Genomic DNA, 13,325 nt, shown 5'->3' on the forward strand with positions numbered 1-13,325 from the left:
CTCCCGGTCCTCGGAGGCAGGCCCCCGCACCCCCGTGGCGGGGGCCTGCCCCTTTCCGGCCGGCACCGGCCCGGTCACGACGACCCAGGTCAGGACCGGCCAGGACCGGCTCGGCCAGGACGACCCGTCAAGCCCCAGGAACCCCATGCCCCGCGGCCGTTATTCGCTCCACGATCCGCACGATCACACCCCCCTCGGCGAAGAACACTTCCAGTGCGCCCCCGGACCGTCCGGCTGGCGCTATGTCTCCCAGGTGACCACCCCCACGGGCGAGCACCGCGGATCGGTCGACCTCACCCTCGACCAGCTGGGCCGCCCCGTCCGTCTCGAACTGCACGCGGGAAGCTGGCAGGTGCGCGGCGCCGCCCTCGACGGACTCACCTGGGTCCGCAGCGACCCCAGCGGCACCCATGCCACGGAAGGCAATGCGCGCGCCCACGCCTTCACCGGCACGTCCCCCGCATTCCTCGTCGCCACCGCGCTGCTGCTGCGCCTCACCCCCTCGGCCTCTGCCACTCGCGTCCGTCTCGTCGACTTCACGGAACCGGTCCTCGCCCCCCGCACCGTGGACCAGTCCTGGGCCCTGGTGAACAGAGAAGCACACCCCACTGACAACGGCCCCCTGATCGTGGACGCGTACCAGGTCACCGCCCTGGACACCGGCGAACGGCACACCGTCCACCTCGCCGGCGACATCGTCCTGGCCGCCCCCGGCATCGAGCTGGAGGACCTGGAGTCACCGCCCTCCGACCTCACCTCGTGACCGCGTCCGTCCGGCGCGTCGTCCACCGGGCTGCGGTACGAGCGGCGCGGGGCGACGAAGCGTGGACCACAACCTCCTGCGAGCCCCGGCGGCAGGTCCCGGCGCCGGGGCAGCGATGCGCAAGCCCCTCAGACAGGCGGTACGAACTCAGACAGGCGGTACGAACCCGGTCGCAGGCCGCGCGGACCCCGGCGCCCCTTCCGCCGAAGCCGACGAGGAAGAGACCGGGGTCGTGGAGCCCGAGGAGTCCGAGGTGCCCGAGGAATCCGCGGAGGGAGAGCCGGAGACCGAGGAGGCAGGCGAGTCCGGCGAGTCAGAAGCCTCGGACGCCGGGGACACGGGGGCCGGGGACATCGGAGCCGGGGCCACGGGAGCGGGGGAGACAAATGCCGAGGGCGCCGTGGCCGCGGGCCGGGCAGGGAGGGCGGCCCCCGGGCCCGGAACCGGCGGCTGCGCCGGCACCCCGCCCGGCACCGGCACCGCACCACTCCACTGTGCGCCGGGCACGCCACCCGGTGCCCCCTGAACGAACGCACGCCGGGCCTCGCGCACCTGCCGCTCCTGCAGCATCGCCGCCAGATACGCGGCCGGCGGCACGCCCGGAGGCACCCCGGTACCGGTGCGGGCCGCGAGATCGTCCGCCAGCCGCTGCGCCATGTCCCACCCGATCTGCGGGTCGAGCTGCCCCATCCGCACCAGGTACTGCCGGACCGCCAGCCACAGCTCGTCGGGCACGCCCGACAGGTCCACCGCGGAGAACCGGCCGGCCAGCCAGGGCGGCGGCGCCGGCAGCAAGGTGCCCTGCCCGGCAGCCGTCCGTTCCCTTACGACGAGGGTCCCCGCGAAGACGTCGCCCAGCCGCCGCCCCCGCGCCGAGACGAGGGAGGCGACGCACGCGACGACCCCGAAGCTCACCAGGATCTCCACGACACCGACCGCACCGCGCACCAGCGCATGCCGGAACCGGATCGAGCCCCCGTCGTCCCTGACCACACGCAGCCCGAACACCAGCTTCCCCAGCGACCGGCCGTGGCTGAGCGTCTCCACCGCGATCGGGCCGCCCACCAGCACCAGCAGGAAGGACGCGATCGACACCGCCACGCGGGCCGCCTCGTCCAGGGAGGCCGTCGCCACGGTCAGCGCGAGCGTCACGACGACGTAGACCAACAGCGCCACGGCGAGGTCCAGCACCACCGCCAGCGCCCGGCTGGGCAGCCGCGCGGGCCGAAGTTCCAGCGCTACCGCCTCACCCGTCACCAGTTCGCTCACGCCTGCCGTCCTTCCCCCTGCACTGCCCCGACCATCCCGACCTTCCTCCCCGCACTGCTCTCAGAACCGCCAGTCTGCCAAGCTGAGAGCAGTCCCGCCGCAGTACGACAACCTGACTGACACATTCGCCGGGGAGCCGAGCGACCAGCCGAGGAGCAGGCAGACACGATGGACCTGGACGTCTTCGTCTCCGCCCACCGGGCCGAGTGGGACCGCCTCGACGACCTGCTGCGCCGCAAGCGCCGTCTCACCGGCGCGGAAGCCGACGAACTGGTCACTCTGTACCAGCGGACCGCCACGCACCTGTCCATGATCCGGTCCAGCGCCCCGGATCCCGGGCTCATCGGCCGGCTCACCACGCTGGTGGCCCGGGCCCGCAGCACCGTCACCGGAACCCGCCGTGCCTCCTGGCGGGATGTCTCCGGTTTCCTGCTGGAAGGCTTCCCGGCGGCGGTCTACCGGGCCCGTCACTGGTGGGTACCCACGGCACTCGTCTCCACCGCACTCGCCGCCGTCCTGGGGTGGTGGATCGGCACGCACCCCGAGGTCCAGGCCGCGATCGCCGCGCCCGAGGAACTGCGGCGGCTCACCCGCCCCGGCGGCGAGTACGAGACGTACTACTCGAGCCATCCCGCCGCCGCCTTCGCCGCCCAGGTGTGGACGAACAATGCGCAGGCCGCCGCGATGTGCCTGGTCCTCGGCGTCTTCCTGGGCCTGCCGGTGCTGTGGATCCTCTTCCAGAACATGCTCAACCTGGGCGTCGGCATCGGACTGATGTCCTCCGCCGGCCGGCTCGACACGTTCCTGGGCCTCGTCCTGCCGCACGGCCTGCTCGAACTGACGGCGGTCTTCGTGGCCGCCGGTACCGGGATGCGCCTCGGCTGGACCGTCATCGACCCCGGCCCGCGGTCCCGCGGCACGGCACTGGCCGACGAGGGCCGGGCCGCTGTGGGCATGGCCCTCGGTCTGGCCCTGGTCCTCTTGGTCTCCGGCGCCATCGAAGGCTTCGTCACTCCGTCGTCCCTGCCCACCTGGGCCCGCATCGGCATCGGGGTCGTCGCGGAACTGGCCTTCCTGACCTACGTCCATGTCCTCGGCGGACGCGCCGTCCGTGCCGGAGCCACGGGCGACGTAGCCACCGAAGGGCGGAGTGCCACCGTGCCGACGGCGGCCTGATGTGCATCCGGACGTGATCAGCTGCTAGTCTCCTACTCGCCCCACAAGCTCCGTTGACACGGGACTAGTGGGGAGGTAGATTTAGGTAGTTGCCTGGAGGTGGGGCTGGTACCCCGCCCGAGGACGCAGCACACATCTACTCGCTTCTTGAGAACTCTGATTCTCGACAAGAAGCACCCCGACGCATCGGAATGGAAAGCCGGTCGGACCGGCTCGAAAGTTCTGATAAAGTCGGAACCGCCGGAAAGGGAAACGCGAGAGCGCGAACCTGGAAAGCGGAAACCGCCGAGGACATCGGATCGGAAAGATCTGATAGAGTCGGAGACACCGAAGGGAAAACGCCCGGAGGAAAGCCCGAGAGGGTGAGTACGAAGGAAGCGTTCGTTCCTTGAGAACTCAACAGCGTGCCAAAAGTCAACGCCAGATATGTTGATGCCCCGTCTGCCGAAGCTTCGGTTTCGGTGACTGGGTTCCTTTGAAAACACAGCGAGGACGCTGTGAACCGGAGGGATTATTCCTTCCTCTGGTTCCGCTCCCGTGTGTGTGAACCGGATCACCGGTAGGCATTCACGGAGAGTTTGATCCTGGCTCAGGACGAACGCTGGCGGCGTGCTTAACACATGCAAGTCGAACGATGAAGCCCCTTCGGGGGTGGATTAGTGGCGAACGGGTGAGTAACACGTGGGCAATCTGCCCTGCACTCTGGGACAAGCCCTGGAAACGGGGTCTAATACCGGATACGACACAGGGAGGCATCTCCTCTGTGTGGAAAGCTCCGGCGGTGCAGGATGAGCCCGCGGCCTATCAGCTTGTTGGTGAGGTAACGGCTCACCAAGGCGACGACGGGTAGCCGGCCTGAGAGGGCGACCGGCCACACTGGGACTGAGACACGGCCCAGACTCCTACGGGAGGCAGCAGTGGGGAATATTGCACAATGGGCGCAAGCCTGATGCAGCGACGCCGCGTGAGGGATGACGGCCTTCGGGTTGTAAACCTCTTTCAGCAGGGAAGAAGCGCAAGTGACGGTACCTGCAGAAGAAGCGCCGGCTAACTACGTGCCAGCAGCCGCGGTAATACGTAGGGCGCAAGCGTTGTCCGGAATTATTGGGCGTAAAGAGCTCGTAGGCGGCTTGTCGCGTCGGTTGTGAAAGCCCGGGGCTTAACTCCGGGTCTGCAGTCGATACGGGCAGGCTAGAGTTCGGTAGGGGAGATCGGAATTCCTGGTGTAGCGGTGAAATGCGCAGATATCAGGAGGAACACCGGTGGCGAAGGCGGATCTCTGGGCCGATACTGACGCTGAGGAGCGAAAGCGTGGGGAGCGAACAGGATTAGATACCCTGGTAGTCCACGCCGTAAACGGTGGGCACTAGGTGTGGGCAGCATTCCACGTTGTCCGTGCCGTAGCTAACGCATTAAGTGCCCCGCCTGGGGAGTACGGCCGCAAGGCTAAAACTCAAAGGAATTGACGGGGGCCCGCACAAGCGGCGGAGCATGTGGCTTAATTCGACGCAACGCGAAGAACCTTACCAAGGCTTGACATACACCGGAAACATCCAGAGATGGGTGCCCCCTTGTGGTCGGTGTACAGGTGGTGCATGGCTGTCGTCAGCTCGTGTCGTGAGATGTTGGGTTAAGTCCCGCAACGAGCGCAACCCTTGTCCCGTGTTGCCAGCAGGCCCTTGTGGTGCTGGGGACTCACGGGAGACCGCCGGGGTCAACTCGGAGGAAGGTGGGGACGACGTCAAGTCATCATGCCCCTTATGTCTTGGGCTGCACACGTGCTACAATGGCCGGTACAAAGAGCTGCGATACCGTGAGGTGGAGCGAATCTCAAAAAGCCGGTCTCAGTTCGGATTGGGGTCTGCAACTCGACCCCATGAAGTCGGAGTCGCTAGTAATCGCAGATCAGCATTGCTGCGGTGAATACGTTCCCGGGCCTTGTACACACCGCCCGTCACGTCACGAAAGTCGGTAACACCCGAAGCCGGTGGCCCAACCCCTTGTGGGAGGGAGCTGTCGAAGGTGGGACTGGCGATTGGGACGAAGTCGTAACAAGGTAGCCGTACCGGAAGGTGCGGCTGGATCACCTCCTTTCTAAGGAGCACTTCTACCGTGTCTCTTTCGGGGGATGCGGTCAGAGGCCAGTATGTGAGCGAGTGTCTCGCACTGGTTGCTCATGGGTGGAACGTTGACTATTCGGTCGGAGTCTCGGCTTGGAGGCTGCTAGTACTGCTCTTGGAGCGTGGAACGTGGTCGTCCGGGGGGATTCCGGTCCGGGCACGCTGTTGGGTCCTGAGGGAACGAGGTTTTCCTCAGTGCCGGCCCCGGTGTAGGTCTGCGGAAGTGGGCTGTGACGGGTGGCTGGTCGTTGTTTGAGAACTGCACAGTGGACGCGAGCATCTGTGGCCAAGTTTTTAAGGGCGCACGGTGGATGCCTTGGCACCAGGAACCGATGAAGGACGTGGGAGGCCGCGATAGGCCCCGGGGAGTCGTCAACCAGGCTTTGATCCGGGGGTGTCCGAATGGGGAAACCCGGCAGTCGTCATGGGCTGTCACCCGCTGCTGAACACATAGGCAGTGTGGAGGGAACGCGGGGAAGTGAAACATCTCAGTACCCGCAGGAAGAGAAAACAACCGTGATTCCGGGAGTAGTGGCGAGCGAAACTGGATGAGGCCAAACCGTATGCGTGTGAGACCCGGCAGGGGTTGCGTATGCGGGGTTGTGGGGTTGCTCTTCCACGGTCTGCCGGCCGTGGGGCGAGTGAGAAACCGTATGGATAGGCGAAGGGCATGCGAAAGGCCTGGCGTAGAGGGTAAGACCCCCGTAGTCGAAATCTGTGCGGCTCGCTTGAGTGATTCCCAAGTAGCACGGGGCCCGAGAAATCCCGTGTGAATCTGGCGGGACCACCCGCTAAGCCTAAATATTCCCTGGTGACCGATAGCGGATAGTACCGTGAGGGAATGGTGAAAAGTACCCCGGGAGGGGAGTGAAATAGTACCTGAAACCGTGTGCCTACAAGCCGTGGGAGCGTCGCTGGCGGGTTTTCCCGTCAGTCGTGACTGCGTGCCTTTTGAAGAATGAGCCTGCGAGTTTGCGGTGTGTTGCGAGGTTAACCCGGGTGGGGTAGCCGTAGCGAAAGCGAGTCCGAAGAGGGCGTTTGAGTAGCACGCTCAAGACCCGAAGCGGGGTGATCTAGCCATGGGCAGGTTGAAGCGGAGGTAAGACTTCGTGGAGGACCGAACCCACCAGGGTTGAAAACCTGGGGGATGACCTGTGGTTAGGGGTGAAAGGCCAATCAAACTCCGTGATAGCTGGTTCTCCCCGAAATGCATTTAGGTGCAGCGTCGTGTGTTTCTTGCCGGAGGTAGAGCACTGGATAGGCGATGGGCCTTACCGGGTTACTGACCTTAGCCAAACTCCGAATGCCGGTAAGTGAGAGCGCGGCAGTGAGACTGTGGGGGATAAGCTCCATGGTCGAGAGGGAAACAGCCCAGAGCATCGACTAAGGCCCCTAAGCGTGCGCTAAGTGGGAAAGGATGTGGAGTCGCAGAGACAACCAGGAGGTTGGCTTAGAAGCAGCCATCCTTGAAAGAGTGCGTAATAGCTCACTGGTCTAGTGATTCCGCGCCGACAATGTAGCGGGGCTCAAGCGTACCGCCGAAGTCGTGTCAATCCAGCATGTGGGTTAACGCCCGCTGGGTTGGGTAGGGGAGCGTCGTCTGCCGGGTGAAGCAGCCGTGGAAGCGAGTTGTGGACGGTTGACGAGTGAGAATGCAGGCATGAGTAGCGATTCACACGTGAGAAACGTGTGCGCCGATTGACCAAGGGTTCCTGGGTCAAGCTGATCTGCCCAGGGTAAGTCGGGACCTAAGGCGAGGCCGACAGGCGTAGTCGATGGATAACCGGTTGATATTCCGGTACCCGCTGTGAAGCGCCCGACATCGAATCCAGTGATGCTAAGCCCGTGAAGCCGCCCGTTGTCGTCTTTGACGTCAGTGGGAGTGGTGGAGCCGGTGGCCCGAGCTGGTAGTAGGTGAGTGATGGGGTGACGCAGGAAGGTAGTCCATCCCGGGCGGTGGTTGTCCCGGGGTAAGGGTGTAGGACGGTGTGTAGGTAAATCCGCATGCCATTGAGTCTGAGACCTGATGCCGAGCCGATTGTGGTGAAGTGGATGATCCTATGCTGTCGAGAAAAGCCTCTAGCGAGTTTCATGGCGGCCCGTACCCTAAACCGACTCAGGTGGTCAGGTAGAGAATACCGAGGCGTTCGGGTGAACTATGGTTAAGGAACTCGGCAAAATGCCCCCGTAACTTCGGGAGAAGGGGGGCCAGTCCTGGTGATGGGCCTTGCGCTCGGAGCTGGGGTTGGCCGCAGAGACCAGCGAGAAGCGACTGTTTACTAAAAACACAGGTCCGTGCGAAGCCGTAAGGCGATGTATACGGACTGACGCCTGCCCGGTGCTGGAACGTTAAGGGGACCGGTTAGCTGGCTTTCGGGCCGGCGAAGCTGAGAACTTAAGCGCCAGTAAACGGCGGTGGTAACTATAACCATCCTAAGGTAGCGAAATTCCTTGTCGGGTAAGTTCCGACCTGCACGAATGGCGTAACGACTTCTCGACTGTCTCAACCATAGGCCCGGTGAAATTGCACTACGAGTAAAGATGCTCGTTTCGCGCAGCAGGACGGAAAGACCCCGGGACCTTTACTACAGTTTGATATTGGTGTTCGGTTCGGCTTGTGTAGGATAGCTGGGAGACTGTGAAGCCTGGACGCCAGTTCGGGTGGAGTCGTCGTTGAAATACCAGTCTGGTCGTGCTGGATGTCTAACCTGGGTCCGTGATCCGGATCAGGGACAGTGTCTGATGGGTAGTTTAACTGGGGCGGTTGCCTCCTAAAGGGTAACGGAGGCGCCCAAAGGTTCCCTCAGCCTGGTTGGCAATCAGGTGTTGAGTGTAAGTGCACAAGGGAGCTTGACTGTGAGACCGACGGGTCGAGCAGGGACGAAAGTCGGGACTAGTGATCCGGCGGTGGCTTGTGGAAGCGCCGTCGCTCAACGGATAAAAGGTACCCCGGGGATAACAGGCTGATCTTCCCCAAGAGTCCATATCGACGGGATGGTTTGGCACCTCGATGTCGGCTCGTCGCATCCTGGGGCTGGAGTCGGTCCCAAGGGTTGGGCTGTTCGCCCATTAAAGCGGTACGCGAGCTGGGTTTAGAACGTCGTGAGACAGTTCGGTCCCTATCCGCTGTGCGCGTAGGAGTCTTGAGAAGGGCTGTCCCTAGTACGAGAGGACCGGGACGGACGAACCTCTGGTGTGCCAGTTGTTCTGCCAAGGGCATGGCTGGTTGGCTACGTTCGGGAGGGATAACCGCTGAAAGCATCTAAGCGGGAAGCCTGCTTCGAGATGAGGGCTCCCACCCACTTGATGGGGTAAGGCTCCCAGTAGATGACTGGGTTGATAGGCCGGATCTGGAAGCCAGGTGACTGGTGGAGGTGACCGGTACTAATAGGCCGAGGGCTTGTCCTCAGGTGCTCGCGTTCACTGTGTTGGTTCTGAAGCAATGAACAGCCGATGGCTGGTTGGTTGATTGTTTCATAGTGTTTCGGTGGTCATAGCGTAGGGGAAACGCCCGGTTACATTCCGAACCCGGAAGCTAAGCCTTACAGCGCCGATGGTACTGCAGGGGGGACCCTGTGGGAGAGTAGGACGCCGCCGGACTATTTTTGGGAAAGGCCCACACCGTACGGTGTGGGCCTTTCTGCATTTCTAGTTGCGGAAACACCGCTGTTTGTGGTCGCGGCAGCCGGAGACGACCCGGACAGGACTGGGCCAGGACAGGGCACATCGAGGTCAGGGCCGGCACCCGCGTCAGAGTCGGCCAGCTGCCTTCAACGCCAGATAGGCGTCCGCCACAGCACCGGCCAGAGTGTCCGGTACTTCGTCGACCACGGTGACCCCCTGGCGCCGCAGGTGTTCCGCGACCCGGTGACGTTCGGTCAGGGCCTGCGCTGCCGCCGCGGCCTCGTACACCGCATTTACAGTTCCCCGAGCCGCGGCCATACGTGCGACCTGCGGATCCGCCACTGAGGCGAGGAGAACCGTGTGCCGCTTGAGGAGTTGAGGCAGCACCGGCATCAGCCCCTCCTCGACAGGCGCCGCGTCCAGTGTCGTCAGCAGCACGATCAGAGACTGCCGTGGTGCCGAACGCAGTGCCGTGGCCGCCAGCCCGTGCGTGTCCGTTTCGACGAGTTCCGGCTCCAGCGTGGCCATGGCGCCCACCAGAGCGGGAAGCAGCTGCCCCGCGTTCTGTCCCTTGACATGGGCACGGACTCGGCGGTCGTAGGCCAGCAGGTCGACACGGTCGCCGGCGCGGGAGGCGAGGGCGGCGAGGAGCAGCGCCGCGTCCATGGCGGCGTCCAGGCGCACAGCGTCGTCCACCCGTCCCGCGGCGGTGCGTCCCGTGTCGAGGACGATCAGGATGTGCCGGTCCCGTTCCGGGCGCCAGGTGCGGACCGCGACCGAGGACTGGCGGGCCGTGGCGCGCCAGTCGATGGAACGGGTGTCGTCGCCCGGCACGTACTCGCGGAGGCTGTCGAACTCCGTGCCCTGTCCACGGACCAGCACACTGGTGCGGCCGTCGAGTTCCCTCAACCGGGCGAGTTTGGCGGGCAGCTGCTTGCGGCTGGGGAAGGCGGGCAGGACTCGTACCGTCCAGGGCACCCGGTGGCTGCCCTGGCGCGCGAACAGGCCGAGAGGACCGTAGGAGCGGATGGTGACCCGATCCGCCTCACGGTCCCCGCGGCGGGTGGGGGTGAGGCGGGTGGTGACACGGCGGCGTTCGCCGGGCGGCACCGTCAGGCGGTGGCGGGAGGCCCGGATCTCCGTACCCGGCTGCCAGCTGCTCGGCGGCCAGGCGTCGCGCAGACGGGCGCGCAGCGGGCGGCGCGAGGGGTTGCTGACCGTGAGGGTCACCTCGGCGCTCTCCCCCAGGCGCACGGAGGTGTCGCCGGTGCGCGACAGACGCAGGCGGCGTACGGGTGCGGCGAGGGCGTAGTCGCAGGCGCAGGCGACGGCCAGAGGTGCGTTGACGGCGAGCAGGCCGGTCCAGCCGGCGTCCCAGATGCCGACGGGTACGGAGCCGAGGGCCGCGAGCAGTGCGGCGCGTCCGGTGAAGCCCATCAGCGCGGCACCGGGACCTGGGCGAGGACCGCGTTGATCACCGAGTCTGTGGTCACGCCTTCCATCTCGGCCTCCGGGCGCAGCTGCACACGGTGGCGCAGCGTGGGCAGGGCCAGGGCCTTGACGTCGTCGGGAATGACGTAGTCGCGGCCGGTCAGCCACGCCCAGGCCCGGGAGGTGGACAGCAGGGCGGTCGCGCCGCGCGGGGAGACGCCGAGAGTCAGGGAGGGCGACTCGCGGGTGGCGCGGCAGATGTCCACGACGTAGGCGGCGATCTCGGGGGAGACGGTGGTCCGGGCGATCGCGGCGCGTGCCGCCCGGAGGTCCGCCGCGCCGGCGACGGGGCGCACGCCGGCGGCGCGCAGGTCGCGTGGGTCGAAACCGGCGGCATGGCGGGTGAGGACGTCGATCTCGTCCTGGCGGGAGGGCAACGGGACGGTCAGTTTCAGCAGGAAGCGGTCGAGCTGCGCCTCGGGGAGCGGATAGGTGCCTTCGTACTCGACCGGGTTCTGGGTGGCGACGACCAGGAACGGCTCGGGGAGGGGACGCGGGGTGCCGTCGACGGTGACCTGGCGTTCCTCCATGGCCTCCAGCAGGGAGGACTGGGTCTTCGGCGGGGTGCGGTTGATCTCGTCGGCGAGCAGGAGATGGGTGAAGACCGGGCCGGGCTGGAAGGAGAACTCGGCGGTGCGGGCGTCGTAGACCAGGGAGCCGGTGACGTCGCTGGGCATCAGGTCCGGGGTGAACTGGACGCGCTTGGTGCCGAGGTCGAGGGCGGCGGCCAGGGCGCGGACGAGGAGGGTCTTGGCGACCCCGGGGACGCCTTCCAGCAGGACGTGGCCGCGGCAGAGCAGCGCGACGACCAGGCCGGTCACGGCGGGATCCTGGCCGACCACGGCCTTGGCGATCTCGGCGCGCAGGGCCTCCAGCGCGGACCGCGCGGTGTCCGCGTCCCCGGGTCGCCCGGCGTTGTCAGTGGTCGGGTCCATCATGGACGGCGTACCTCTCTTTCGACGGCGTCGAGTCGGTCGGCGAGAAGGACAAGGGCCGCGTCGTCGCCGGGCGGCGGGCCGAAGAGCAGGTCGTTCAGGGCCGCCCGTCGCTCGGCGGCAAGCCGGGCGGACAGGGCGGGGAGCAGGGTTTCGGGTGTGTGCGCCTGGGCGGCGGGCACACCCACGAGGGGGGCGAGACGGATGCGGGTGGCGGAGCGGAGAGCGGCGGCCGCGCGGTCGCGGGTGTGGAACGTGCGGTAGAGGCGGGCGCGGCCTTCGGTCGTCTCGGAGGCGCGGATCGCGACGGGAAGCCGTTCGGGCACGAGGGGGCCGAGCCGGCGTGCCCGCCACAGGGCGGCGACGGCGGCGGCGAGGAACAGCTGCAGGGCGGCCCAGAGCCAGCCGGAGGGCAGCAGGTCGAAGAAGCTGCGCTGCCCGGTGCGGGGGGCGGTGTCGTCGGCGAGCGAGGGGAGGTACCAGACCAGATGGGGGCGGGAGCCGAGGAGCTGCAGGGCGAGCGAGGCGTTGCCGTGGTCGCCGAGGTGCTTGTTGAGGAGGATGTCGGGGGAGCCGAGGACGACGGTGTCACCGCCGCGCGGCCGGGCGAGGCGCAGCAGGGTGGGCAGGCCGTCGTCGGGGTAGCAGGAGTCGGTGGCCGGGGCGGTGGTGGAGTAGCGGATGCCGCCGGTGTCGGCGTCGCCCGCACGCCGGGCGGCGGGGAACGCGCACGCGGGGTCGAGGGTGGTGCGGGTGCTGCGGGTCCGGGCGGCGGTGACGCCCGGGACGAGGCCGCCGGCGGAAGGGGCGCCCGGGGCGACGAGGACGGTGCGTCCGCCGGCGGAGTCGATCGCGGTGCGCAGCAGGTTCTGCTGGTCGCGGGTGAGCAGGTCGGGGGTGGCGACCAGCAGGGTGGTGTCGGGGTCGGCCGCGGCGCGGGCCTCGTCGAGGGTGGTGACCACGCGGGTGGTCACGCCGTGCTCGTCGAGCAGGGCGGCGACGGCACGGCTGCCGTAGGGGTCGGCGGAGCGGGGGTCGAGCATGCCGTGCCGGCCGTCGGAGCGCAGGGCGGCGATGACAGCCGCGGCGGCGAGGAGGACGACGAGCGCGAGCACGATGCCGCGCGTGCGGGTCCACACCTGGCGGGCGGTGGGCGACACCGAGGTGGGCGGGGGCGTGTGCATGGTGGCGTCGGCCGTCATCCGGTGGCTCCGCGGTGGGTGACGTGGCCGGTGCCGGCCGGTTCGGGTCTGGTGCGCCGCAGGTCCCGGTCCAGGTCGGCGATGCGGCGGTACATCTGCTCGGTGGCGGTGCGTCCGCCGTACGTGACGTCGTCGAAGTCCCGGGCGGCGGCGCGCAGCCGGTCCGCGTGCGCGGGCAGCACGCGGCCCGCCTCCCCGGCGGCCTCGTCGGCGGTGCGGCCGGGGCGGACGTCCAGCAGAGCGCGTTCCTCCAAGGAGCGGACGAGGGCCCGCATGCCGTCCTGGACGGCCTGGTTCCAGTGGCCCTGGGCCGCGTGGGCCTCTGCTGCCGCGCGGTGTTCGGCGGCGCTGCGGGGGCGGTCTGCGAACAGGGCGGGGGAGGAGACGGACGTGCGGCGGGGAGTGCCCAGGCGCCACCACAGGGCGCCCGCCGCGGCCAGGACGGCGACGATCACGACGACGAGGCCGGTGGCGCCGCCCGGGGTCGCGGCCGAGGCATGGTCGAACAGGCTGCCGATCCAGTCCCAGAGGCGGTCGAGGGCGCGTTGCAGCAGCCCGGGGTCGTTCTCGTGGTACATCCGCTTGGACAGCTCGTGCCGGGCGGCCTCCCGCGCGGGGTCGCGCGGAAGGGTCACCGGCGGCTCGTCCGAGCCGTCCTGCCGTGCGGACGCAACGGCGCCCAGCAGTCCGTGCGCGGTCGGCGGCGCCCACAGCACGGTGAGCACTCCCCCCTCGAGGCTCACCG

Annotated in this window: 7 protein-coding genes and 3 rRNA genes; 5 read left to right on the forward strand and 5 right to left on the reverse strand. The window is 67.2% G+C overall.

Features of this window, described 5'->3' with window-relative positions; all coding sequences use genetic code 11:
• The first annotated feature begins 145 nt into the window (after positions 1-145).
• On the forward strand, positions 146-763 hold the full coding sequence (locus OG899_RS16570) for a hypothetical protein (protein ID WP_125496931.1): 618 nt from the start codon (positions 146-148) through the stop codon (positions 761-763).
• Positions 764-910: 147 nt separating this feature from the next.
• Here OG899_RS16570 and OG899_RS16575 read toward each other — a convergent pair whose 3' ends face one another.
• Positions 911-2,032 carry an RDD family protein gene (locus OG899_RS16575; RefSeq protein WP_168132439.1) on the reverse strand — a complete coding sequence of 374 codons (1,122 nt, stop codon included), beginning with the start codon at positions 2,030-2,032 and terminating at the stop codon, positions 911-913.
• Positions 2,033-2,200: 168 nt separating this feature from the next.
• On the opposite strand from OG899_RS16575, the gene OG899_RS16580 reads away from it, so the two are divergent.
• From OG899_RS16580 to rrf, 4 genes are all read left to right on the forward strand, one after another.
• A complete protein-coding gene (locus OG899_RS16580) occupies positions 2,201-3,208 on the forward strand; it encodes a stage II sporulation protein M (protein WP_406311071.1) in 1,008 nt (335 codons plus the stop codon).
• Positions 3,209-3,774: 566 nt separating this feature from the next.
• Positions 3,775-5,302 (forward strand): 16S ribosomal RNA (locus OG899_RS16585).
• 310 nt (positions 5,303-5,612) lie between these two features.
• Positions 5,613-8,736, forward strand: a 23S ribosomal RNA gene (locus tag OG899_RS16590).
• 75 nt (positions 8,737-8,811) lie between these two features.
• Positions 8,812-8,928: ribosomal RNA gene (gene rrf, locus OG899_RS16595) — 5S ribosomal RNA — on the forward strand.
• Together the 16S, 23S and 5S rRNA genes form the textbook arrangement of a ribosomal RNA operon.
• Before the next feature lie 150 nt (positions 8,929-9,078).
• On the opposite strand, the gene OG899_RS16600 is transcribed toward rrf, so the two are convergent.
• Genes OG899_RS16600 through OG899_RS16615 form a run of 4 tightly spaced genes read right to left on the reverse strand, consistent with a single transcriptional unit; the run spans position 9,079 to position 13,323 of the window.
• On the reverse strand, positions 9,079-10,389 hold the full coding sequence (locus OG899_RS16600) for a DUF58 domain-containing protein (RefSeq protein ID WP_125499204.1): 1,311 nt from the start codon (positions 10,387-10,389) through the stop codon (positions 9,079-9,081).
• Positions 10,389-11,378: a MoxR family ATPase gene (locus OG899_RS16605; protein ID WP_125499205.1), complete on the reverse strand. Its 990-nt coding sequence runs from the start codon at positions 11,376-11,378 to the stop codon at positions 10,389-10,391. The genes OG899_RS16600 and OG899_RS16605 overlap by 1 nt, the downstream gene beginning before the upstream one ends.
• A complete protein-coding gene (locus tag OG899_RS16610) occupies positions 11,378-12,580 on the reverse strand; it encodes a DUF4350 domain-containing protein (protein WP_189427994.1) in 1,203 nt (400 codons plus the stop codon). The genes OG899_RS16605 and OG899_RS16610 overlap by 1 nt, the downstream gene beginning before the upstream one ends.
• Positions 12,577-13,323 (reverse strand): DUF4129 domain-containing protein, encoded by a 747-nt coding sequence (locus OG899_RS16615; RefSeq protein ID WP_406311072.1) that lies wholly within the window; start codon positions 13,321-13,323, stop codon positions 12,577-12,579. Before OG899_RS16615 ends, OG899_RS16610 begins: the two co-directional genes overlap by 4 nt.
• Between the last annotated feature and the right edge of the window lie 2 nt (positions 13,324-13,325).

Source organism: Streptomyces thermoviolaceus (assembly GCF_045209695.1).
Classification (GTDB): domain Bacteria; phylum Actinomycetota; class Actinomycetes; order Streptomycetales; family Streptomycetaceae; genus Streptomyces; species Streptomyces thermoviolaceus.

What these genes read in the sequence shown, in the direction of transcription:
- OG899_RS16570 (WP_125496931.1), top strand. Translation starts at nt 146, where the DNA reads ATGCCCCGCGGCCGTTATTCGCTCCACGATCCGCACGATCACACCCCC.
- OG899_RS16580 (WP_406311071.1), top strand. Translation starts at nt 2,201, where the DNA reads ATGGACCTGGACGTCTTCGTCTCCGCCCACCGGGCCGAGTGGGACCGC.
- OG899_RS16600 (WP_125499204.1), bottom strand. Translation starts at nt 10,389, where the DNA reads ATGGGCTTCACCGGACGCGCCGCACTGCTCGCGGCCCTCGGCTCCGTA.
- OG899_RS16605 (WP_125499205.1), bottom strand. Translation starts at nt 11,378, where the DNA reads ATGGACCCGACCACTGACAACGCCGGGCGACCCGGGGACGCGGACACC.
- OG899_RS16610 (WP_189427994.1), bottom strand. Translation starts at nt 12,580, where the DNA reads ATGACGGCCGACGCCACCATGCACACGCCCCCGCCCACCTCGGTGTCG.